This window comes from Protofrankia sp. Cj5, from assembly GCF_917627405.1.
Classification (GTDB): Bacteria; Actinomycetota; Actinomycetes; order Frankiales; family Frankiaceae; genus Protofrankia.
In genome coordinates this window covers 1-24,775 of the sequence record NZ_CAKJTO010000038.1, presented here as the reverse complement: position 1 = coordinate 24,775, position 24,775 = coordinate 1, and the positions used below count along the sequence as shown (strand labels likewise).

The window sequence follows — 24,775 nt, the reverse complement described above, 5'->3', positions numbered from 1 at the left end:
GCGACGCAGCCCCACCGGGCGGCACTCCGTTCCACGAAGGAACTGAAGAAGCGGGGCAAGCAGCCGGGTGCGGACGGGCTGACGCTGGCGTGCCGGGAGGATCCGGACCGGGTTGAGCAGCACTTTCCCGTCGGGGTATATCGGGGTATATGGCCACGGTGCGGCGCTGGCCGGGGTGGCGGACCGCGGGTCCGCTGGCACCTCGACGATCAAGGCGATCGCGGTGACCGGCGCCGACCTGCTCATCCGGGTCACGGGTAACCGGCGGCTACCGGTGTTACGGACATTGCCCGACGGGTCGTGGATCTCGCGGATCGGCCCGGTCGAATTCCGGGTGATCCGCTGGGAGGTCACGGTGACCACCACCAGGGACCACGGCGGGAGGCTGGGCCGGCATCTGGCGATTTTTCCTAGATTATCACTATTGTAATGAGATCTTCGAGGCCGGCCAGGTCAGCGGAGTTGCGGGTATAAAGGCTGGCTCCGTGTGCGTGCGCCGTTGCCGCGATCAACAGGTCCATCGTCCGCGCCCGTGGCTGGCGGCCGATTTCGGCCACTCGGGCGGCCAGCCGTCCATAACTGTCGGCGACGGCGTCGTCGACCGGGAGCGGGTCGAATCTTCGTTGGAGTGCGCTGAGTCTGGCGAGTCGGTTCGCGCGGGCCTCGGGTGTCTTGGCGACGAGAACACCGAACTGGAGTTCGGCGATACTGATGACGCTGACGGCCAGCTCGCCAGGGATCGGGAGGACGTCCGTGGCCACCAGTACGCTTGTGTCGAGGACACCCCGATTCATCGATCTTCCCAAGGGTCCGTCACGGTGTTGTCCACGAGTGCGCGATCGGCGGGCCAGTCGGCGTCGGCCGGCAGGGCGATGACCTCGGCGAGATCGTCCCAACGCCGCCACGCGCGTGGGGCCACTGGGCCTAGAACGGCTGCTGGTCGGCCGGAGACCGTGATGGTCAGTCGCTCGCCGGCCTGGGCCCGTCTCACCAGCTCGCTTGCGTTCTGCCGCACCTCACGCAGTCCTATCTCGTCCACGCTCCCAGGATAGCACTTGTGCTACTCGGGTCCGGTCGTCCGCTCGAGGCCGCTGACCTGGCCGTCATGGAGATGGTGAGGAGCCGCGGCGTGCCCGCGATAACCGCGGATCGCTTGAGGAGATCGTGCGCAGGGGCCCGCGGGAGCCCACGCGGAGATCTCCGCCCGCTCGTTGTTTGTCCAAAATGAGCTGCTATTTAGAGCGCCCGAGGACAGGGCGTTCGGCCAGTGGGCGGCTCATCCGCGCCCGCTCCGGCAAGAGCGCCCGGCAACAGGGGCGTGGATCAGGGAGCGGGGCTGGGGCACGCCTCTCGTCGCATCGCTTCCCATCGATCACCGCGCGATGCACGGGTGCCCCTGCTCGTCGGTGACACCCCAAGGGCCAGGGTGATTCCCTGTGCTTCTCGCGTCGCACGCACTCCAGCCCCATTTCTTGATCCACTTTCCTGTAGTCGGGCGTCCTGGCTGGATCTCTGGACGGATTTCCAAGCGAACATTGTGATGTAAATCACTTCTCTACTTATTGACTCGACAATGTTCTTTTACCGAAAGTGTTGGATATGCTCGCTTCTCCGCGTCTGACGTGTCGGCGCTGCGTCGATTTCGGGCGGAGCGCGAGCGCTCGCTGTCGCTGATCCGTCAGTCCACCAGGCTCGGGAGTCCCGCGCCCCAGCAGGCCGCGCGTGCCGGGGCGCGGCAGGCCGGCCATCGCCGGGTAGATCTGCTTCACCAGCTGGCCCACCAGTCGCGCGACCCGGTCGTACATCGAACGAAACATCTTTCCGCACTCCCCGGGCGGCCCGACCGCCGCGCGCGGCGGGTACCGCCCGGGGCACCTTTCCACTCGCCGCTCGAACGAGGAACGAAAGGCCGGAGAATGCCGCCGTCGATCGCACCGCTGACCTGTCACGGCCGACGCCGCGGCATCGCCGCCACGGATACGGATCACTGACGGGCCGGCGGTGGCGTGCATGCCTGTCCGAGGCCCCATCCCGTTGTCGGTGCTCGACCTCGCGCCCTCGACCTCTGGGTCGAGCGCCGCTGAGGCATTACGCAACACGATCGACCTTGCCCGGCACGCGGAGCGTTTCGGCTATGCCCGGTACTGGCTCGCCGAACACCATCTGACTCTGGGTGTCGTCTCCGCCGCGCCTGCCGTGCTGATCGCCTTGGTTGCCGACGCCACCCAGACGATCCGCGTCGGGTCCGGTGCGGTGCAGACCGGATACCACACGCCGGTCATCGTCGCGGAACAGTTCGGGACCGTCGCGCACATCCATCCCGGGCGTATCGACCTCGGTCTCGGTCGGTCGGGCGTGGGCAGGTTGATCGAACGGGCGAACCGGTCGGCCGCCGAGTCGTCGCCGCGAGGCGGTACGACCGCCAGGCCTTCCGTGATCGACGGCCTGCTGATCCCGGCGCCAGCGAAAATCGTGTTCGATCCCGGTCGGCTTCAGCGGCAGCTGGATGTGGTCGGCCATCGCGACGATGCGGCCGAGCGCTACGGACAGGACGTCCGGGACATTCAGGCGTTCATCCGCGGCGACTACCGCACACCGGACGGGACGCACCTGCGGTCGCCGGCCGCTGAGGACGCCGATGCGCAGCTGTGGATCCTTGCCGCGAGCGCTGGCGACAGTGCGCGGACCGCGGGCGAACTGGGGCTGCCGCTGGCCGCGAACTACCACATCGTCCCGTCCACCGTGCTCGACACCGTCGTGGCCTATCGGGCCGCGTTCCGGCCGTCGGCGACGTTGCGGGAACCACGGGTCATGGTCTCCGCGGATGTCGTTGTCGCAGGCGATGACGCAACCGCCCGCCGATTGGCAAGCGGGTACGGCCCGTGGGTGGCGAACATCCGCTCCGGCGAAGGCGCCGCCTACCCCACGCCTGCCGAGGCGGCGGCCTACCCATGGACCGACCAGGAGCGTGCGCTGGTCGCCGATCGGCTCGACACCCAGTTCGTCGGCTCGCCCGCGACCGTTGTGCGGGGGCTGCGCATACTGCGCGATGCCACCGGAGCCGACGAGTTGCTCATCACCACGATCACCCACGACCACGCCGACCGGGTGCGGTCCTATGAGCTGCTCGCCCAGGCATGGGCACGGCCCGACTGACGGCCTACCTGTGCCCCTGTGCCCCTGTGCCCCTGTGCCCGAAGCCAGCCCCGCACGGTCATTGTCCCGGCGGATTCCCACCGGTCAGGGCAGGACCCAGTCAGAGCAGGAAGAGACCCGATGACCACATCGTCCGAACTGCACCTCGCCGTTGCGCTTGACGGCGCGGGTTGGCATCCCGCGGCGTGGCGGGAACCGGATGCCCGGGCCGACGAGCTGTTCACCGCCCGCTATTGGGTCGACCTGGTGCAGGAGGCCGAACGCGGCCTGCTCGATTTTGTGACGATCGAGGACTCGTTGGCGTGGCAGTCCTCGCGTTACCACGGCCCGGACGGCCGCACGGACCAGGTCCGCGGACGCCTCGACGCGGTTCTGGTCGCCGCCCGGGTCGCCCCGCGGACCAGCCGCATCGGGCTCGTACCGACCGTGCGGGTCACCCATACCGAGCCGTTCCACATCGCCACAGCGATCGCCACCCTCGACTATGTCAGCACCGGCCGTGCCGGCTCGCGCATCCAGGTCAGCGCGGCCCAGGCCGAGGCGGCTCATGTCGGCCGGCGCGATATCCCCGCGTTCCGGTTCGCGGACCGGGATGCGCCCCAAGTCGCCGAGCTGATCCGGGATCTGTTTGACGAGGCCGCCGACTACGTTGAGGTGGTCCGCAGGCTGTGGGACAGCTGGGAGGACGACGCTGAGATCCGCGACGCGGCAACCGGGCGGTTCATCGACCGCGACAAGCTGCACCATATCGACTTCGCGGGGAGATGGTTCAAGGTCCGCGGTCCGTCGATCACGCCGCGCCCGCCGCAGGGCCAGCCGTTGGTCACCGTACTCGCGCATGCCGCCGTCGCCTACCGGCTCGCTGCGCGGGCAGCCGATGTCGTGTACGTGACCCCGCATGATGCCGGCCAGGCACGCGCGATCGATCAGGAGGTCCGCGCGGAACAGGCTGCCGCCGGCCGTGAGGATGAGCCGTTGCACGTTTTCGGCGACCTTGTCGTCTTCCTCGACGTCGATGCGGGGCAGGCGGCCGAGAGAAAGGCGCGGCTGGATTCCCTCGCCGGTACCGGGTACAGCTCGGACGCGCGTGTTTTCACCGGTACGCCAGTCGAGCTGGCCGATCTGCTGCAGGAGTGGCAGCAGGCCGGCCTGACCGGTTTCCGGCTGCGTCCAGCCGCCATCCCGCATGACTCCGAAGCGATCACCCGTGGGCTTGTGCCGGAGCTGGCGCGCCGCGGAGCCTTCCGTAGCGAGTACGAGGCGGGCACGCTGCGCGGCCTGCTTGGTCTACGCCGCCCCGCCAGCCGCTACGCCGTTGCCTGACGTTGCCTGACCTTCAAGGATTCCAGAGGACCCCAGATGGGCAGACCACGCAAGCGGATCCACCTGGCCGCGCACTTCCCGGGCGTGAACAACACGACCGTGTGGAGCGACCGGCGGTCGGGCAGCCACATCGAGTTCAGCTCATTCGTGCATTTCGCGCGGACCGCGGAACGAGCGAAGTTCGACTTCCTCTTTCTGGCCGAAGGACTGCGCCTGCGTGAGCAGGCCGGCCGCCTCTACGACCTGGACGTGGTCGGCCGCCCGGACACGTTCACGGTGCTCGCCGCGCTGGCCGCCGTCACCGACCGGCTCGGGCTCGCCGGCACGATCAACTCCACGTTCAATGAGCCCTACGAGGTCGCCCGGCAGTTCGCCAGCCTCGACCATCTCTCCGGTGGCCGGGCCGCGTGGAACGTCGTCACCTCCTGGGACGCGTTCACCGGTGAAAACTTCCGCCGCGGCGGCTTTCTGCGCGAAGAGCAGCGCTATGAACGAGCCGAGCAGTTCCTGCGGACGGCGTGGGAACTGTTTGACTCCTGGCGCGACGACGCGATTGCCGCGGACAAGGAATCGGGAATCTTCGTCACCGACGCGTCGGCGGGTACGTTCGAGCATCACGGCGGCCATTTCGACATTGCCGGCCAGTTCAATGTTCCCCGCAGCCCGCAGGGCCGGCCGGTGATCTTCCAGGCCGGCGATTCGAACGAAGGCCGTGAATTTGCCGCGGCGACGGCCGACGCCATCTTCAGCCGGCACAGCACCGTTGCGGCCGGCAAGGCGTTCTACACCGACGTCAAGGGACGGCTGGCCCGCTACGGCCGGCCACCGCAGGCGCTGCTCGTGTTGCCAGCAGCCACCTTCGTCCTCGGCGACACCGACGCCGACGCCCACGAACAGGCCGCCATCGTCCGCCAGCAGCAGGTCAGCGGGCAGACCGCGATCCGGCTCCTTGAGCAGCTGTGGAACCGTGACCTGAGCTCCTATGACCCGGACGGCCCACTGCCCGAGATCGACCCCAAGCCGGGCGAGAACACTGTCGCACGGGGCCGCGCCAGCGTACGGATGTTCTCCGATCAGCAGGCGGTCGCCGCACAGTGGCGTGCACTCGCTGAAGCGAAGAAACTCTCCATCCGCGAGCTGGTCATCGAGGTGACCGGCCGGCAGTCGTTCATCGGCACGCCGGCCACCGTCGCTGAGACGATCAACAGGTTCGTGCAGGAGGACGTCAGCGACGGATTCATCCTCGTCCCGCACATCACCCCTGGTGGCTTGGACGAGTTCGCCGACACGGTCGTGCCGCTGCTGCAGGAACAGGGCGTGTTCCGCGGCGAGTACGAAGGCACGACCCTACGTGATCACCTCGGTCTGCCGCTTCCCGACGGACCGAGCGCGATCACCCGGGCTGCTCCGTGAGGCCGCTGCTTCTTCGTCTCCAAGGACCTCGCGCTGGCGGCCCAGCTGACCTGTGAGGTGGCTGTGGTCGGCCGCGGCCGACGTTGCGCCGCCGCGCTGGCAGCGGTATCACGACCAGAGGAGACGGCGCAAGTCGATTGTTGCCGGGGCAACCGGGATCAGTCGAGTGCGTCGATCCATTTCCTGACCGCCGCGGCCGTCGTCCCCGTGTGCTCCTCCAGGATGGTGAAGTGGTCGCCCGGGACATCGGCTACGTCGTGGGGCAGGGGCCAGTACGCCCGCCAGTCCTGCTTGCTGTCGGGATCACTCGGCATCCCCACCAGCGGTTCCTCCGCGCGGACGAGCAGGGTAGGCGCCGAGATCGGCTCCGGTTGCCAGCCGGCGAAGATCCGGTTGTAGGTGCCCATCGTGCTCAGCCTGGTGTCATGCGTGGTCATGTCGTAGCGGTCGAGCCGCTCCAGCAGGGCGGTCAACAAAGCGGTGTTCCACCATTCCATGCCCGGGACGAGCGGGGCGTCGATGGGGTAGGAGTCGACCAGGACCAGCCCGGCCGGGAATATCCCGCGCGCTTCCAGGCCGGCAACCACGGAGTTCGCGACGCATCCACCCATCGAACGACCGAGGATCACGAAGGGCTCGTCACCGACGATCTGTTCCACCGCTTCCACGTGCATCTGTATCAACGTCCGGTCGGTGTCCGGGAGGACGTCCCCTTCCGGGAGGCCGGGCGCCGGCACCACGAACACGTCCCGGTCGTCCTGGAAGGCGTTGCTGAACCGTGAGTACTCATGGGGACCGGACAGTGCGCTGAGCGCGGGAAAGCACACCAGCTTCGGCCGTGCCTCCCCGCTGCTCAGGTGCAGGGGGTGCGGGGCGTGCTCGTGCCTGGCGGCTGCGTCGAAGGCCGGCCGGAGGTGGGACGCGAGGATGATCAGCTGTGCTGCCGCGTCCGCCCTCCCCGCCTTGATCAGCTGCTGGTACAGCGAAGCGAGCCCGCCGCTGTCCCTGTGCTGTTCCCTTCCGGCGGTGCCGGGCGCCGGTCGTCCGGCCGACTGGTCTCCCGCATCGCCGAGTTCCGCACGGATGAACCCGGCGAGTGCCGTTGGTGTGGGGAAGTCGAAGGTGAGGGTGGCCGGCAGCCGTAGCCCGGTGGCGGCGTTGAGACGGTTGCGCAGCTCGACGGCGGTGAGGGAGTCCAGCCCGAGTTCGACGAATGCACGTCCCTCACCGAGCGTGTCCGTACTGGCATGGCCCAGCACTCCAGCGACCTCGGTGTGGATGAGATCGAGGAGGACCGCGTCACGCTCGGATTCACCGAGGCCGGCGAGGCGCGTCCTGATCGACGATGCCGCGCTGATCGTGCCGATCGCGCCGGGCCGCGCGGCGCGTCGTCCGGGCCGGACCAGCCCGCGCAGCAGTGACGGAATCGTGTGGGTCCCCGCCCGCGCACGCAGGCTCGCGAGGTCGAGCGGGGCCGGGGCCAGGACCGCGCGGTCGAGCGTCCGCGACGTGTCGAAGAGCTCCAGGGCCTCGGCCGAGGACAGCAGCCTCAGACCGGCGCGGCTGATCCGGCTCCAGTCGGCCTCGCTGAGCTGGCCGGTGATTCCGCTGGCCTGTGCCCACTGGCCCCACGCGAGGGAGGTGGCCGGCAGACCGTGGGCACGACGGTACCCGGCGAGGGCGTCGAGGAATGTGTTGGCGGCGGTGTAGCTTGCCTGCCCCGGGCCGCCGGTCAGCCCCGAGAGCGAGGAGAACAGGACGAAAACGGCCAGGTCGTCGTTCCGGGTGAGCTCGTGGAGGTTCCAGGCGCCGTCCACCTTCGGACGTAGCACCCCGTCGAGCCGTTGCGGGGTCAGCGATCCGACCAGACCGTCATCGATCACTCCGGCGGTGTGGACGACCCCGGTCAGGGGGTGTTCGGCGGGGATGGCGGCAAGGATGGCCGCGAGGGAGCCGCGGTCGGCCGCGTCGCCGGCCACGACGACGACCTGCGCGCCGAGGCCGGTCAGGTCGTCGCGGAGTTCGCCGGCACCAGGGGCGTCGGGCCCGCGCCGGCTGGTGAGGACGAGGTGGCGCACACCGTGTGCGGTGACCAGGTGCCGTGCGAGCAGACCGCCGAGTACTCCGACACCGCCGGTGATCAGCACCGTGCCGTTCGGGTCCAGGGACTCTGGTAGGCCAACGGGCGCATGATCATCGTGTTTCTCCAGCGCCGGGACGTCCCGCGGGACGCTGGTCGCCGCTGGCTGCCCGGAGGTCGTGACCCGCACGAGCCGTGGCACCGACACCACACCGCCGCGGATCGCCAGTTGCGCCTCGCCGCCGCTGCCGGCCGCGGCCAGTGCGGCCGGCAGCGCGCGGGCGGACGCGTCGCTGTCGTCGATGTCGAGCAGGATGATCCGGTCGGGATGCTCGGCCTGGACGGAACGGACCAGGCCCCAGACGGGGGCGGAGCCGAGGTCCGGCGCCTCGCTGTCCGTGGCGGAGACAGCGCCACGGGTGACCACCACGAGCCGTGAGGACTCGACCCGTCGCTCGGCGATCCACGTCTGTACCCATGCGAGCACCTGGTGTGCCGTCGTATGCGCGGTGCGCACGACAGCCGGGCGGTCCTCGTCGTCGGCAACCGCTTCCGGAATGCCCGAGACGAATACCAGGGTGGGCGCGGGCTCACCCAGGTCAACAGCTGTGCCGAGAGCGGCGATATCGGTGAAGACCCTGGTCTTGGCACCGGCCTTGGCAAGAACGGAGCGCAGGTTCTGGTCGTTGTCACCGATGACCGACCACGCTTTGGTGGACGGTGGTTCCGGTAGGGTGATCGCCGTCCAGTCGACCTGGAACAACGAGTCCTGGTTCACCGGCCGGGCGGCGTTGATCTGCTCAGCCGAGACCTGGCGCCCGACCAGTGATTCGATCGAGAGAACGGGTGCGCCCGTCTCGTCGGCCGCCTGGATGGACAGTTTCTCCGGGCCGCTCAGCGCCAGCCGTACACGCAGGGCCGAGGCGCCCGACGCATGCAGGCGCACGCCCGTCCACGCGAACGGCAGATAGGTCCGGCCCTCCGGCGAGTTTCGCAACCCGTCGTAGGCGGTGATATGCACCGCGGCATCGAGCAACGCGGGATGCACGCCGAACAGCGCGGCGTCGGCACGTTGTCCGCCGGGTAGCGCGACCTCGACGAAAAACTCGTGCTCTCGCTGCCAGGCGGCGCGCAGGCCCTGGAACACCGGCCCGTATTCCAGGCCCACCGTGGTCAGAATGCTGTAGATGTCCTCGATATCCACTGCGGTGGCATCCACTGGGGGCCATTCGTCCAGGGTGAAGGGCGCGTCCTGGACGGTGGCGCTGGGAATACCGCTGGGAATACCGCTGGGAATACCGCTGGCGCTGAGAATACCGCTGGCGTGGCGGGTCCATTCCGAACCGGCCGGGGCGTCCGCCGGCCGTGAGTACACCGTGATCGAGCGCCGCCCCGCGTCCGGCGGTCCGACGGCCAGCTGTAGCTGGACCGCACCGCGTTCAGGCAGTATCAACGGCGACTGCGCTATCAGTTCGTCGAGGTTTTCGTAGCCGGCCTCGTCGCCGGCGCGGAGCGCGAGTTCCACGAACGCCGTACCGGGAACCAGCACCGAACCCATCACGGCATGGTCGGCCAGCCATGGGTGGGTCCGTAGCGACAGCCGTCCGGTGAACAGGAGTCCGTCGGCGTCGGCCAGTCCCACCGTGGCGCCCAGCAGCGGGTGCCCCGCGGGCCCGAGCCCCAGCGTGGCGGGGTTGCCGTTCGACGTTACCGGGTCAAGCCAGTACCGCTGCTCCTGGAAGGCGTAGGTGGGCAGGTCGATGCGTCGGGGGCGCCGGCCGCTGAATACGGCGTCCCAGTTGATCGGGGCTCCGTGGATGTGGGCCTGGCCGAGCGCGGTCACCAGCGCGGCGGGTTCGCGGCGGTCCCGGCGGAGTGTGGGTGTGAGCGCCGCTGCCACGCGATCATGTCGGTCGGCGAGCGTTTCCTGGGCAAGAGCGGTGAGGACGCCGTCGGGGCCGAGCTCGAGGTAGGTGGTGACCCCGGCGGTGTCCAGGCTGGCGATCGCGTCGGAGAAGCGGACCGCGTGGCGGACGTGGCGCACCCAGTACTCGGCGCTACCGAGTTCGTCGGCGGTGGCGAGCCGGCCGGTCAGGTTCGAGATGACCGGTATCTGGGGCTCGGCGTAGGCGAGCGTTTCGGTGATCTGGCGGAACTCGTCGAGCATGCCGTCGATATGGGGGGAGTGGAAGGCGTGGCTGACCGCAAGCCGTCTGGTCTTGCGGCCCTGGGCCGCGAACTCGGCGCCGATGCGCAGGGCCGGGATCTCGTCGCCGGAGATGACAACGGAGCTCGGCCCGTTGACGGCGGCGATACCGACGCTGTCGTCGTGCGCCGCGAGTGCGGTGAGCACTTCGTCCTCCGTCGCCTGGATAGCGATCATCGCACCGCCGGGCGGAAGAGACTGCATGAGCCGGCCCCTGGCCGCGACGACCCGTGCCGCGTCGGCGAGGGACCAGACGCCGGCGACGTGGGCGGCGGTGAGTTCGCCGATCGAGTGCCCGGCGAGGTAGTCGGGCCGGACGCGCCAGGATTCGAGCAGCCGGAACAGCGCGGTTTCGACGGCGAACAGCGCGGCCTGGGTGAACACGGTCTGGTGGAGGAGACCGGTGTCGCCGTCTGTGCCGGTGTCGCCGTCGGCGAAAAGGACATCGCGGACGGTGCGGGTGACCTGCCCCGTCAGCTGCTCGTCCAGCTCATGCGTGACAGCGTCGAAGGCGTTCGCGAACACCGGATAGGCCTCGTACAGCTCCCGGCCCATGCCGAGCCGCTGGCTGCCCTGGCCGGTGAACAGGAACGCCAGTTTCCCCGCCGTCGGCGCGGGGCCGGCGGCCGCGTTCGGTGCCGCCTCGCCGCGGGTGAGCGCGCCCAGGCCGGCCAGGAAGCCGTCCCGGTCGTCGGCGACGACGACGGCGCGGTGCTCAAGCGCGGCCCTGGTGGTGGCCAGCGAATACGCGACATCGACCGGGGCGAGGTCGCCATCGGCTTCCACGAACGACGCCAGACGTGCCGCCTGCGCCCGCAGCGCTTGCGGTGACCTGGCGGACAGCACCCAGGGAAGCGGTCCGGCAACGGCGTTCCCGGTCTCGTCAGCCACCGCCTTCTCGGTCTCGTCCGCGGCGCTCCCTTCGGCGGCCGGAGCCTGCTCGATGATCACATGTGCGTTGGTGCCGCTCACGCCGAAGGAGGACACGCCAGCGCGCCGTGGCCGGCCGGTCTCCGGCCATGGCCGGGCCTCGGTGAGTAGCCGCACCCCACCGGCGGACCAGTCGACGAACGGTGACGGCTCGTCGACATGCAGAGTTTTCGCCAGCACACCGTGCCGGATGGCCTGCACTGTTTTGATCACACCCGCGACACCGGCAGCGGCCTGCGCATGGCCGATGTTCGATTTGAACGACCCGAGCCACAGGGGCCGGTCGTCGGGCCGGTTCTGACCGTAGGTGGCCAGCAGAGCCTGCGCCTCGATCGGGTCGCCCAGGGTGGTGCCGGTGCCGTGGGCTTCGACGGTGTCGATGTCGGCGGGGGACAGCCGGGCGTTCGTGAGTGCCGTACGGATCACCCGTTGCTGGGACGGGCCGTTCGGCGAGGTCAGGCCGTTGGACGCGCCGTCGGAGTTCACCGCCGAGCCCCGGACCACGGCCAGCACCTGATGCCCGAGGCGCTCGGCGTCACTGAGGCGTTCCAGCAGCAGCAGCCCGACGCCTTCGGCCCAGCCGGTACCGTCCGCCGCGGCGGCGAACGCCTTGCATCTCCCGTCCGGTGCCAGGCCACGCTGCCGGGCGAACTCGATGAACCCGAGTGGGGAGGTCATGACCGTGGCGCCGCCGGCCAGCGCCAGGTCGGATTCGCCCGAGCGTAGTGACTGCGCCGCGAGATGCAGGGCCACCAGTGACGAGGAGCAGGCCGTGTCCAGCGTCATCGTCGGGCCCTCCAGCCCGAGGGTGTAGGAGATCCGACCCGAGGCGACGCTGCTCAGGACGCCGGTGAGCACGTAGCCTTCCAGCTCGTCGGGTACCTGATGAAATCCCGCGGCATAGTCGCGGCCGGCTATTCCGGTGAAGACACCCGTCTTGCTTCCCCGCAGTGAGGCCGGGTCGATGCCCGCCCGTTCGAACACCTCCCACGCCGTCCGCAACAACAGCCGTTGCTGCGGGTCGATCGCGAGTGCCTCGCGCGGTGAGATTCCGAAGAAATCCGCGTCGAACTCCGCCGCGTCGGGCAGGAAGCCGCCGTGGCGCGTATAGGTCCGGCCCAGCTGGTCCGGGTCCGGGTCGAACAGCTCCTCGACGTCCCAGCCACGGTCGGCCGGGAACTCCGAAATGGCGTCGCCGCCGGTCTCCACCAGCCGCCACAGATCCTCCGGAGAATCCACCCCGCCCGGATAGTGGCAGCTCATCCCGACAATCGCGATCGGCTCCCGCTGGCTCGACTCGACCTCACGGAGGCGTTTCTGCGCCTGCCGGGAATCGGCGAGTGCACGCTTCAGATACTCGCGAAGCTTCTCTTCATTCGCCATTCTGGAACAGCTCCCTCATGAATTTTCTTCGTCAGCTCGGCGACCTTTGGCGCTGTCGTCCATGAGCGCGAAGAGCTCGTCGTCGGTCGCCGCATCGAGGTCGATCCCGCCGTCACCGGAGGAGGCGCTCCCGTTGTTCCTGCTGCCTTCCCATCGATCGATCAGCGCACGCAGCCGGGAGATGGCCTCGCCGCGGTCGGCCTCGTCGGTGCTCCCGGCCGCCAGCGACGCCTCCAGCTGATCAAGGGCGGCCAGCGGCGAAGGAACGGATGCCGCAGCGTCCAGGGCCAGTTGTGATCGCAGGTATTCGGCGATCGCGGTGGGCGTCGGGTAGTCGAAAACAAGGGTGGCGGGTAGTTGCAGCCCCGAGGCCGCGTTCAGCCGGTTCCGGAGGTCGACCGCGGTCAGCGAGGTCAGCCCGAGCTCCCGGAACGCCCGGTCCGGGTCGATCTCGGTCGCGCCGTCATGGCCCAGGACCGCGGCGGTCTCCGCGCGGACGGCCGCGAGCAGGACCTCGTCGCGTTCGGCCGCTGTCAGGCTCGCCAGCAGCTGGAGCAGCGGCGGTCCGGACAGCGGCGATGGTTCGTCCCCGGCCGGTGTCCCGTCCGCGCCCAGCACCGCGCGGGCGGACCTCTCGCCGGCAAAGGAGCGCGCGATGTCGAGCCAGTACCGCCGATGCTGGAAGGCATAGGTGGGTAGTTCCACCCGGCGGGGGCTGCGGCCGCTGAACACCGCTGCCCAGTTGACCGAAGCCCCGCGTGCGTGCACCTCACCGAGGGAAATGAGGAACCGTTCGAGTCCGCCCTCGTCGCGGCGCAGTGACCCGGTGACCACCGCCGTGGGCCTCCCGGCGCTGTCGAGGATCTCCTGGATGCTGAAGTTGAGCAGCGGGTGCGGGCTGACCTCGATGAACACGTCATGGCCCCGGTCGATCAGCGTCCGGGCCGCCGTTTCGAACCGCACTGTTTCCCGCAGGTTCGTGTACCAGTAGTGGGCGTCCAGGCCAGCGGTGTCGATGGGCCCCCCGGTGACCGTCGACACCAGCGGGATGGCGCCGGTGCGCGGCGTCACCGGCGCCAGCGCTTCCAGGATCTCCGTGCGGATCTTCTCGACCTGCGGGGAATGGGAGGCGAAGGACGCGGGGAACAGCTTGGCCCGCACGCCCGCGGCTTCATACTCGGCGACCAGCTCGGCGAGCAGGTCCGACTCGCCGGACAGCGTGGTCGACGACGGGCTGTTCACCCCGGCGATCGAGACGCGCGCCTCCCAGGGGGCGATCCGGGCGCCCACCTCGTCGCCGGGCAGCGCGACCGCGGCCATGCTGCCGTGATCGACCAGGGCGAGGGAGATCTGGCTGCGTAGGGCGATGATCCGGGCGGAGTCCTCCAGCGACAGCGCGCCGGCGATGTAGGCCGCGGCGATCTCGCCCTGGCTCTGCCCCACCACAGCGGCGGGTTCGACGCCGAACGAACGCCACAGTTCGGCCAGGGAGATGAGCATCGCCCACAGCACCGGTTGGACGACATCCACCCGGTCCAGCGACGGTGCCCCGGCCGTCTGGCGCAGGACGTCCAGCAGCGACCAGTCCACGAACGGCGCCAATGCCTCCGCGCAGGCCGTGATCTGCTCGGCGAACCTCGGCGCGCGGTCCAGCAGCTCGGCCGCCATGCCGGCCCACTGGGAACCCTGACCGGGAAAGACGAACACGATCTTCCCCGCGGTGTCGGCGGTTCCCCGCGCCAGGTTCGACGCGGACTCGCCGCGGGCCAGCGCGCCGAGACCGGCAAGGAACTCCGCCCGGTCACGGCCGATGACGACGGCCCGTTCCTCGAAGGCCGCGCGGGTCGTCGCCAGCGAGTAGGCGACATCGGCCGGGACGAGTTCGCCGTCCTGCTCAACGAGTGCGGCCAGCCGTCCCGCCTGGGCCCGAAGCGCTTCGGGTGTCCTAGCAGAGATCAGCCACGGCAGGGCCGCCGGCGCGGGCGTCACCGTGCTGGCTACCGGTTCTGGTGTTTCGACCGCCGGGGCCTGCTCCAGGATGACGTGCGCGTTCGTGCCGCTGACCCCGAAGGAGGACACTCCGGCTCGCCGAGGCCGGCCGGTCCGCGGCCACGGCCGCGCGTCGGTCAACACCTGTACGGCGCCGGCTGACCAGTCGATGTACGGGGAGGGCTCGTCGACGTGCAGGGTCTGGGGGAGCACGCCGTGCCGCATCGCCTCCACCATTTTGATCACGCCGGCCGCGCCGGCGGCGGCCTGCGCGTGGGCGATGTTCGACTTGAGCGATCCCAGCCACAGTGGCTGGTCGCCGGGCCGGTCCTGGCCGTAGGTGGCCAGCAACGCCTGTGCCTCGATCGGGTCGCCCAGCCGGGTGCCGGTCCCGTGCGCCTCGACCGCGTCCACCTGGGCGCCGGAAAGCCCGGCGTTGGCCAGCGCCTGGCGGATGACGCGCTGCTGGGACGGGCCGTTCGGCGCGGTCAGCCCGTTGGACGCGCCATCGGAGTTGACCGCCGAGCCCCGGACCACCGCCAGCACCCGGTGGCCGAGGCGGCGGGCATCGGAGAGCCGTTCCAGGAGCAGCAGGCCCACCCCCTCGCCCCAGCCAACGCCGTCGGCCGCGGCGGCGAACGCCTTGCTCCGGCCGTCCGGTGACAGGGCACGCTGCCGCGAGAGCTCCACCCAGGCGGCTGGTGAGGACATCACCGTCACACCACCTGCCAGCGCGAGGTCGGACTCGCCCGTGCGCAGCGACTGCGCAGCCAGGTGCAGGGCCACCAACGACGAGGAGCAGGCCGTGTCCACGGTCACCGCCGGGCCCTCGAAGCCGAACGTGTAGGAGATCCGGCCCGACGCGACACTGCCCGAACTGCCGTTGCCGAGGAATCCCTCAAGCGCGGCGGGCGCCTCATCCAGCCGCGGGGCATAGTCGTGGTACATGACACCGGCGAAGACCCCGGTCCTGCTCCCGCGCAGCGAGGATGGGTCGATACCGGCCCGCTCGAGCACCTCCCAGGTGGTTTCCAGTAACAGGCGCTGTTGCGGGTCGGTCGCCAATGCCTCGCGTGGGGAGATCTCGAAGAATCCGGCGTCGAAATCCCCGGCGCCGTGCAGGAAGCCGCCGTGCCGCGTGTAGGACGTGCCGGTGTGGTCCGGGTCCGGGTCGAACAGTTCCTCGATGTCCCAGCCCCGGTCGGTCGGGAAAGCCGAGACCGCGTCCCCGCCGGCCGCGACCAGCCGCCACAACGCCTCCGGCGAGTCCACCCCGCCGGGAAAGCGGCAGGCCATCCCCACGATCGCGATCTGCTCGTCCGACCCGGGCCCGGACGCGGCGGCCACGGCGGCCACCTGCGACGCGCCATGGGCACCCAGCAGTTCCGATCGCAGGTAGGTGATGACCGCCGCCGACGTTGGATAGTCGAAGGTGAGGGTGGACGGCAGCCGCAGCCCGGTGGCGGCGCCCAGGCGGTTACGGAGTTCGATCGCGGTGAGGGAGTCGAGCCCGAGGTCGGAGAACGCGCGTTCCGCGCTGAGCGCCCGCGTGTCCGCGTGTCCGAGAACAGCGGCCACCTCGGTGCGTACGAGGCCGAGGAGGAAGGCGTCCCGTTCGGATTCCGGAAGGCCGGCGAGGCGTTGCGCGACCGACGACGATCCGGTGACGGCCACCCCGGCCTGGGCGGTCCGCCGCGCGGGCCGGACCAGTCCACGCAGGAGCGGAGCCACCGTCCGCGTCGCCGCGCGAGCGCGCAGGCCCGCGAGGTCGAGCGGGGCCGGCGCCAGGAGCGCGTGGTCGAGGCGCAACGCGGCGTCGAACAGCTCCAGGCCCTCGGCGGAGGACAACGGCTTGATCCCGGCGCGGGCGATCCGGTCGTGGTCACTTTCGGTGAGGTCGCCGGTGATCCCGCTGGCGTTGCCCCACAGGCCCCAGGCGAGCGAGACAGCGGGCAGCCCACCCGCGCGGCGGTAGGCGGCCAGCGCGTCCAGGAACGTGTTGGCCGCGGCGTAGTTCCCCTGGCCTGGGCTGCCGAGAATCCCGGCGGCAGAGGAGAACAGCACGAACGCGGCGAGATCGCTGCCGGCGGTGAGTTCGTGCAGGTTCCAGGCCGCGTCGACCTTGGGGCGCAGTACCCCGTCCACCCGTTGTGGGGTCAGCGATTCGACGACACCGTCGTCGATCACGCCAGCGGTGTGGATGACCGCGGTCAGGGGATGGCCGGCGGGGATCGTGGCGAGGATGCCGGTGAGGGATGCGCGGTCGGCGGCGTCGCCGGCGCGGATGGTGACTGCCGCGCCGAGCCCGGTGAGTTCGGCGTGCAGCTCGCCGGCACCGGGGGCGTCGGCACCCCGTCTGCTGGTCAGAAGCAGATGACGGACACCGTGCTCGGTGACCAGATGCCGCGCGAGCGCGGCGCCCAGCGCCCCGGTACCACCGGTGATCAGTACCGTGCCCGTGGGCTCCCAGGGCGTCCCGTCGAGGTGCTCGCTGCCAGGGTCACCACTGTCGTCGGTGTGGTGACTGTCGCTCTTGGCGGTGGCTGCGGTGGTGGCGCTGAGGGCGGGTACCCGGGCCAGCCGCGGCACGTGCACGGCGCCAGCGCGGACCGCGAGCTGTGGTTCGTCGCTGTCGCCGGCCGTGGCCAGCGCGGCCGTTAGCGCTCGGATGGACCGCTCGTCATCGTCGATGTCGAGCAGGATGATCCGGCCAGGATGTTCGGACTGGGCCGAACGGACCAGGCCCCAGACGGGGGCGGCCGCGAGATCGGGCGTCTCGTTGCCGACGGCTACCGCGCGGTTGGTGACGACGACGAGGCGCGACGACTCACGGCCGGGGTGAGCGAGCCATTCCTGTACCCGGGCGAGCACCTGGTGCGTCGTAGCGTGCGCCGCCCGCGCGACATCCGGGCTTTCGACATTGTCTGGGCGCGACGGCGGGAGGCCCGATACGAAGACCAGCGCGGGTGCGGGTTCAGCCGGCTCCAAAGCCGCAGCGAGGCCGGCGAGGACCCTCGTCTCGGCACCGGCGTCCCGTAGCACAGTGCGCAGCGCCTGTGCATCGTCTTCGACGACAGCCCACACCGGCCGCAACGGTTGGGCGGCCACGGCCACGGCCACGGCCACCGTCGCCCAGTCGAGGCGGAACAGCGAGTCCTGACGTGCCGTGCGCGCGGCGCCCAGCTGGCCGGCTGAGACAGGCCGTGACAGCAACGACCCGATGGAGATCACCGGTGCGCCGGTTCCGTCGGCCGCCTGAACGGAGAAGGCCTCGGAACCGGCGTCGGACAGCCGTACCCGCAACGCCGACGCGCCGGAGGAGTACAGGCGCACATCCGTCCATGCGAACGGCAGCCGACTGGATCCCGCCGGAGTGTCATGCGATCCGGCGGCGGCGGCGTGCAGGGCGGCGTCGAGCAGTGCCGGATGCACGCCGAAGGAGGCGGCGTCAGCCTGCAGCTCGTCGGGAAGAGCGACCTCGGCGAAGATTTCCCGGTCGCGTCGCCACGCGGCGCGCAGCCCCTGGAACAGCGGCCCGTACGGCAGGCCCGCCGTTGCCAGATTCTGGTAGATCTCCCCGACGTCGACCGGGTCCGCGCCCTGCGGAGGCCATTCATTCAGAGCGGAGGATGCCTCTGCCGCGCCGGTGCCGAGGAACCCACCGGCGTGCCGGGTCCAGTCGGTGTCCGCGGTGGCGTCCTGCGGCCGCGAGTACACGGTGACCGGGCGTCGGCCCGCCTGCTGCTCCGGCGCTCCCACGGCCACCTGCACCTGCACCCCGCCGTGTTCCGGCAGGATCAGCGGCGATTCGATGATCAGCTCTTCCAGGGTGTCGTAGCTGACCTCGTCACCGGCGCGGATCGCCAGTTCTACGAATGCCGTACCTGGAACCACGACCGCCCCGTGCACAACATGATCAGCCAGCCATGGATGTGTCCGCAGCGACAGGCGTCCCGTGAACAGGAACCCGTCGACGTCGGCCAGAGCTACCGCCGCGCCGAGCAGCGGATGCCCAGCCGGCCCCAGACCGAACGCGGAGAGGTCCCCGGTCGCCGGTGACGGGTCGATCCAGAACCGCTGGCGCTGGAAGGCGTACGTCGGCAGTTCCACCCGCCGCGGGTTCAGGCTGGAGAACAGCGCGTGCCAGTCCACGGCGGTGCCGTGGGCGAAGGCGTGGGCCAGCGCGGTGAGGAGCGTGCCGGGTTCCGGGCGGCCGCGGTGCAGTACCGGCGCGAGCACCGGCGCCGCGGCGTCGGTACCGCCGGATTGTCCGGCGAGTGTTTCCTGCGCCATGGCGGTGAGTACGCCGTCCGGGCCGAGTTCGAGGTATGTGGTGACACCGGCGGTTTCCAGCTGGCGGACGACGTCGGCGAACCGGACCGTGTGACGGACGTGGCGCACCCAGTATTCGGCGCTGCCGAGCTCCTCGGGGCCGGCGATGCCACCGGTCAGGTTGGAGACGACCGGTATCCGCGGTGGATGGTAGGAAAGCCCTTCGGCTACACGCCGGAACCCGTCCAGCATGCCGTCCATCCGGGACGAGTGGAAGGCGTGGCTGACCCGCAGCCGCCTGGTCTTGTGGCCGGATTCGCCGAACTCGCGGGCGATGTCGACCGCCAGGCTCTCGTCGCCGGAGATGACGACCGAGGTGGGTCCGTTGACCGCCGCGATGCCGACGGCGTCGCCGATGTCCCGCCTGGCGAGCGCGGCGAGAACTTCCTCCTCGCCCGCCTGGATGGCGATCATCGCGCCGTCGGTGGGAAGGGCCTGCATGAGCCGGGCGCGCGCCGCGACGAGCGCGGCCGCGTCGGCGAGCGACAGCACCCCGGCGACGTGCGCGGCGGTGAGCTCGCCGATGGAGTGTCCGGCGAGGAAGCCCGGCCGTACCCCCCACGACTCAAGCAGCCGGAACAGCGCGACCTCGACCGCGAACAGCGCCGTCTGGGTGAACACGGTCTGGTGCAGCAGGCCGGTGTCCTCGGGCGCGAACACGACGTCGCGGACCGAGTGGTCCACCCAGCCGGCCAGGTGCAGGTCCAGCTGGGCGCTTACGGCGTCGAACGCGGCCGCGAAGACCGGGTACGCCTCATACAGCTCGCGGCCCATCCCGGGACGCTGGCTGCCCTGTCCGGTGAACAGGAAGGCCAGTGTGCCCACCGTCGTCGCGGAGCCCGCGGCCAGCCCCGGCGCGGCCTCGCCGCGGGCCAGGGCGCCGAGGCCGGCCAGGAACCCGTCCCGCCCCTCGGCCACGACCACCGCGCGGTGGTCGAACAGCGCCCGCGTGGTCGCCAGCGAATAGGCCACGTCCACCGGGTTCGGATCGCCCGGGTTCTGATCCCTGTCGCCGGTGATGAAGGAAGCCAGACGCGCGGCCTGCTCGCGCAGCGCGTCCGGAGTCCTGCCGGACAGCACCCACGGCAGCGTCGCATGCGGCGGATCGCCGTTCTCCTCCGCCGGTTCCTCCACGGCCGGGGCCTGCTCGAGGATCACATGCGCGTTGGTGCCGCTCACCCCGAAGGCGGACACCCCGGCGCGGCGGGGCTCACCGGTCCGTGGCCATGGTCGCGGCTCGGTCAGCAGCCGCACGCTGCCGGCTGACCAGTCGACGTGGGGGGAGGGCGCATCGACGTGCAAGGTTTGTGGCAGCAGACCGTGGCGGATGGCCTGGACCGTCTTGATGATGCTTGCGACCCCGGCCGCGGCCTGGGTGTGACCGATGTTCGACTTCAACGACCCCAGCCATAGCGGCCGGTCATCGGGGCGGCCCGCACCGTAGACGGCCAGCAGCGCCTGTGCCTCGATGGGGTCGCCGAGGGTGGTGCCGGTCCCGTGGGCCTCGACCGCGTCCACCTGGGCGGGGGACAGTTCCGCGCTGGCCAGGGCGTGGCGGATCACCCGCTGCTGCGCGGGGCCGTTCGGCGCGGTCAGCCCGTTGGACTCGCCGTCCTGGTTCACCGCGGAGCCACGCACCACCGCGAGCACCTGATGCCCGAGGCGCTCGGCATCACTGAGGCGTTCCAGCAGCAGCAGCCCGACGCCTTCGGCCCAGCCGGTCCCGTCCGCCGCCGCGGCGAATGCCTTGCAGCGGCCGTCGGCGGCCAGGCCCCGCTGCCGGGAGAACTCCACGAACCCCTGTGGCGAGGTCATCACTGTCACCCCGCCGGCCAGCGCCAGGCCGCATTCACCCGACCGCAGCGACCCCGTGGCCAGATGCAGCGCTACCAGGGAGGACGAGCAGGCCGTGTCCACGGTTACCGCCGGGCCCTCGAAACCGAAGGTGTAGGCGATCCGGCCTGACGCCACACTGCTCGCGTTGCCGATACTCAGGTAGCCTTCCAGCGCCTCGGGTACCGGATTCAGGCGAGTGGCGTAATCCTGCCCGTTCATGCCGGCGAAGACCCCGGTGTTCGTTCCGCGTAGCGACGCCGGGTCGATACCCGCCCGCTCGAACACCTCCCACGCCGCCTCCAGCAACAACCGGTGCTGTGGATCGGTGGCCGACGCCTCACGCGGCGACATTCCGAAGAACTCGGCGTCGAAATCTGCCACGTCGTGCAGGAAGCCACCATGCCGCGTGTAGGACTTGCCCGCCCGCGCCGGGTCCGGGTCGAACAGATCCTCAACATCCCACCCTCGGTCGGTGGGGAATTTCGATATCGCGTCCTGCCCGGACGCCACCAGCCGCCACAGATCATCCGGCGATTCCACGCCACCCGGCAATCGGCAGGCCATCCCTATGATCGCGATCGGCTCATGCTGTTCCGCCCTGGTCTCCCGGAGGCGCTCACGAGTGTCGTGCAGCTCGGCGGTAACTCGCTTCAGGAGGTATCTGATCTGATCGTCGCTCATATTTCCGCCTTCTTTGTGTCGGGCGCGGTCAGGAGATCCCGAGTTCGTTTCCGATGAAGCTGATGAGCTCGTCGTCGGTCGCGCTGGAGAGCACATCAGTGATCTCGGTGGTGCCGGAGGAACGGGCACCACGGTTCAAGGTCGTTGCCAGTTCCTGGAGGCGGGATGCGGCCGTCTCCCGCTGCGGCGCGTCTGCGGGAAGGGCGGACAGGAGCGCTTCCATGGTGTCGATCGCGGTCAGGACCGCCGGCACCGCCGTGGTGGCTCGGGGCTGTAGTTCCAGGTGCAGGTGATCGACCAGCGTTGTCGGCGAGGGGTAGTCGAACACGAGGGTGGTGGGCAGCCGCAGCCCGGTTGCCGCATTCAGCCGGTTGCGTAGCTCCACCGCCGTGAGCGAGTCGAATCCCTGGTCGCGGAATGTCCGGCCGATGTCGACCGCGTCCGTGCAGGCGTGCCCCTGTACCGCGGCCATCTGGGTACGAACGAGTTGCAGCAGGATCGGCCGCCGCTCCGGCTCGGCCGCGTGCGCCAGCTGCCGGGCCAGGTCGGACGAGCCCGCGTCGCCTGGTTCGGCCGCGTTGCCAGCCGTGCCGCGGAGCATCCGCGCAATCTCAGGGAGTTCTCCCAGGAGCGCGTTCCGCCGGGTCTGGGCGAGCGTTTCCCAGCTGACGTCGCAGACGACCAGGTGGGGCTCGTCGTGGTCGAGAGCCTGCCCGAGCGCGGTGACAGCCAGCTCCGGGGCCATGGGAGAAAGCCCCTGACGGCGGAACTGTTGCTCGACGTCGGGCTCGGCGATACCGCCGCCGTCCCAGTGTCCCCATGCCATTGATGTGGCGACCAGCCCGTGTGCGCGTCGATGGGCGGAAAGGGCATCGAGAAACGCGTTGCCCGGCGCGTAGTTGCCCTGTCCGGAAATACCGTGGACTCCCGCGAGCGACGAGAACAACACGAACGCCGACAGCTCCGTTTCCCTGGTCAGCTCGTGCAGATTCAGAGCGCCCCCGACCTTCACCCGCAACACCCGGTCCATCCGCTCGGTGGTCAGGTTCGCAACCAGGGTGTCGTCCAGCACGGCCGCTGTGTGCACCACCGCGGTCAGTGGGTATGCCGTGGGTATCGAGGCCAGCACGTCGGCGAGCGCGCCACGGTCGGCTACGTCGCACGCGGCGATCGTGACCTTTGCGCCGAGCGCGTTCAGTTCGGCTTCCAGCTCGGCCGAGCCGGGGGCGTCGCGGCCACGACGGCTGATCAACAGTAGGTGTTCCGCTCCGTTGCGGGCGAGCCAGCGCGCGACGTGACCGCCGAGCGCACCGGTTCCACCCGTGATCGCGGCTGTGCCTCGCGGCTGCCAGCGGCGCGCCCTGGGCGCACCGTCCACCGGCGCTCGCACCAGCCGCCGCACGAAGAGCCCGGATCCGCGTACGGCTATCTCGGTCTCGTCGCGCAGGCCGCCGAGCGCGGCGACCAGCTGGGCGCCGATCTGCTCGTCCACGGTCGCGGGCAGGTCGATCACGCCGCCCCAGCGGTCCGGGTGCTCGGCCGCGACGATCCCGCTCAGACCCCAGATGAGCGCCTGAACAGGGCTGGTCACCGGATCCGACGGGCCGGTCGACACAGCTCCGCTGGTCACGCACCACAGCGGCGCGGTGACGTTCGCATCGTCGAGCGCCTGGATGAGCGCGACGTTCGCGGCGGCTCCCCAGGCAACGGCGGCGTGGTTCGGATGGCGCTCCTCGGCCAGCGACAGCAGTGACAGGACGCCGGCTGTCGCTTCGCCTGGTGGCGTCGGATCATTGAGCGTTTCGCCCAGCAGCTCCACCAGGCGCCGCCGGTCGCAGTCCCGCGCGGTCACCGCGACCTGGCGGATGTGAACACCCTGCTCGGTCAGCATCCGTCCGACGGACCGCACCCGTCCGGTGCCGACATGACTGTCGGGAATCACCAGTAGCCAGCTGCCCGAGAGCGGACGCCTGGCTGTCTCGCGTGCGGCCCGCCAGGTGACGCGGTAGCGCCAGGAGTCGACGGTGGCGTGCACACGGCGCTCGTCCCACCACGACGCCAGGGCCGGCAGCACGGCGCCCAGCGAGGTCTGGAGTTCCTCCTCGCGGATACCCAGCTCGGTTGCCAGCTCATCGAGATCCTGGCGTTCGACGGATTCCCAGAAACGGGCGTCCGCCGAGCCGAGCCCGGCGGACGCCACGCTGGGCTCGGCCGTGCTCCCGGCAGCGTCCAGCCAGTATCGCTGGTGCTCGAAGGCATAGGTCGGCAAGGCGACCCGACGGGGGCGCGGGCCGCTGAACACCGCGTCCCAGTCGATCGCGACACCATGAACGTGAGCGTGGCCGAGTGCTGTGATCATGGTGTCGGGTTCGGAGCGTTCGCGGCGCAGCACCGGAACGAGCGTCGGCGTGTTCTTCCCGGATTGTTCGCTGAGTGATTCCGCCGCCATGGCGGTGAGTACGCCGTCCGGCCCGAGCTCGAGGTAGGTGGTGACACCGAGGGTTTCCAGCCGGCGGACGACGTCGCGGAACCGCACCGCGTGGCGGACGTGGCGTGCCCAGTATCCGGCGCTGCCCAGTTCGTCGGCGGTGGCGACCGCACCGGTGAGGTTGGAGATGACCGGTATCACCGGCGGGGCGTAGGACAGGCCCTCGGCTGCCCGCCGGAAATCGTCGATCATGCCGTTCATATGGGGGGAGTGGAAGGCATGGCTGACCCGCAGCCTCTTGGTCCTCCGGCCCCGGCTTTCGAAGGCGTGGGCGATCTGGAGGGTGTGTTCCTCGTCGCCGGATATGACGATCGATTCGGGCCCGTTGACGGCGGCGATTCCAACGTGGTCTTCATACCCGGCCAGCGCGGGCAGTACGTCCTCTTCGGCCGCCTGGATGGCGATCATCGCGCCACCGGTGGGCAGCGCCTGCATGAGCCGGGCTCGCTCGGCGACGAGCGCGGCCGCGTGGGGAAGGGCCAGGACGCCCGCGACATGTGCCGCGGTGAGCTCGCCGATGGAGTGCCCGGCAAGGAAATCAGGCCGGACACCCCAGGATTCGAGCAGTCGGAACAGCGCGACCTCGACCGCGAACAGCGCCGTCTGGGTGTACACCGTCTGATGCAGGAGGCCGGTGTCCTCGGTTGCGAACACGACGTCGCGAACCGAGCCCTCGACATGCCGGCTCAGTGCTCCGTGGCCCAGGTGCCGGTCCAGTTCGGCGCACACCGTGTCAAAGGCCCGAGCGTATACCGGATAGGTATCGTACAGTTGCCGTCCCATGCCGATTCGCTGGCTGCCCTGTCCGGTGAACAGGAAAGCCAGCCGGCCCGTTCCGGCGGACGAGCCCGCGACGATGTTCGGCCCCGTCTCGCCGCGGGCGAGGGCATCGAGTCCGGCGGTGAAGCCCTTCGCGTCGGCGGCCACCACCACCGCGCGGTGCTCGAACAGCGCGCGC

At 70.2% G+C, this 24,775-nt stretch carries 7 protein-coding genes and 3 pseudogenes; 4 read left to right on the top strand and 6 right to left on the bottom strand.

Annotated features, from left to right (window positions below; all coding sequences use genetic code 11):
* The first annotated feature begins 112 nt into the window (after positions 1-112).
* Positions 113-430 (top strand): hypothetical protein, encoded by a 318-nt coding sequence (locus MJ777_RS10570; RefSeq protein ID WP_239310442.1) that lies wholly within the window; start codon positions 113-115, stop codon positions 428-430.
* Here the strand turns inward: MJ777_RS10570 and MJ777_RS10565 are convergent.
* The gene (locus MJ777_RS10565; protein ID WP_239310443.1) at positions 411-794 is read right to left on the bottom strand and encodes a type II toxin-antitoxin system VapC family toxin; all 384 of its coding nucleotides are present in this window, start codon (positions 792-794) and stop codon (positions 411-413) included. The genes MJ777_RS10570 and MJ777_RS10565 overlap by 20 nt on opposite strands.
* Positions 791-1,039: a type II toxin-antitoxin system Phd/YefM family antitoxin gene (locus tag MJ777_RS10560; RefSeq protein ID WP_239310444.1), complete on the bottom strand. Its 249-nt coding sequence runs from the start codon at positions 1,037-1,039 to the stop codon at positions 791-793. The genes MJ777_RS10565 and MJ777_RS10560 overlap by 4 nt, the downstream gene beginning before the upstream one ends.
* A gap of 971 nt (positions 1,040-2,010) precedes the next feature.
* On the opposite strand from MJ777_RS10560, the gene MJ777_RS10555 reads away from it, so the two are divergent.
* The 3 genes from MJ777_RS10555 to MJ777_RS10545 all read left to right on the top strand — a co-directional run bounded on the left by MJ777_RS10555 (position 2,011) and on the right by MJ777_RS10545 (position 5,892).
* A complete protein-coding gene (locus tag MJ777_RS10555; RefSeq protein ID WP_239310445.1) occupies positions 2,011-3,156 on the top strand; it encodes an LLM class flavin-dependent oxidoreductase in 1,146 nt (381 codons plus the stop codon).
* Between the two features lie 120 nt (positions 3,157-3,276).
* Entirely contained in the window at positions 3,277-4,479 is a 1,203-nt protein-coding gene (locus MJ777_RS10550) for an LLM class flavin-dependent oxidoreductase (protein ID WP_239375633.1), read from the top strand.
* A gap of 36 nt (positions 4,480-4,515) precedes the next feature.
* Positions 4,516-5,892, top strand: a complete 1,377-nt coding sequence (locus MJ777_RS10545; RefSeq protein ID WP_239375631.1) for an NtaA/DmoA family FMN-dependent monooxygenase — start codon at positions 4,516-4,518, stop codon at positions 5,890-5,892.
* A 158-nt stretch (positions 5,893-6,050) separates the two neighbouring features.
* Here MJ777_RS10545 and MJ777_RS10540 read toward each other — a convergent pair whose 3' ends face one another.
* From MJ777_RS10540 to MJ777_RS10530, 4 genes and pseudogenes are all read right to left on the bottom strand, one after another.
* Positions 6,051-12,461 carry a type I polyketide synthase gene (locus tag MJ777_RS10540; protein WP_370652696.1) on the bottom strand — a complete coding sequence of 2,137 codons (6,411 nt, stop codon included), beginning with the start codon at positions 12,459-12,461 and terminating at the stop codon, positions 6,051-6,053.
* 45 nt (positions 12,462-12,506) lie between these two features.
* A pseudogene (locus tag MJ777_RS23085) lies at positions 12,507-12,932 on the bottom strand (phosphopantetheine-binding protein); the annotation flags it as partial.
* A gap of 216 nt (positions 12,933-13,148) precedes the next feature.
* Positions 13,149-21,729 (bottom strand): annotated as a pseudogene (locus tag MJ777_RS10535) (SDR family NAD(P)-dependent oxidoreductase); the annotation flags it as partial.
* Between the two features lie 465 nt (positions 21,730-22,194).
* Positions 22,195-24,600: pseudogene (locus MJ777_RS10530) on the bottom strand (SDR family NAD(P)-dependent oxidoreductase); the annotation flags it as partial.
* Between the last annotated feature and the right edge of the window lie 175 nt (positions 24,601-24,775).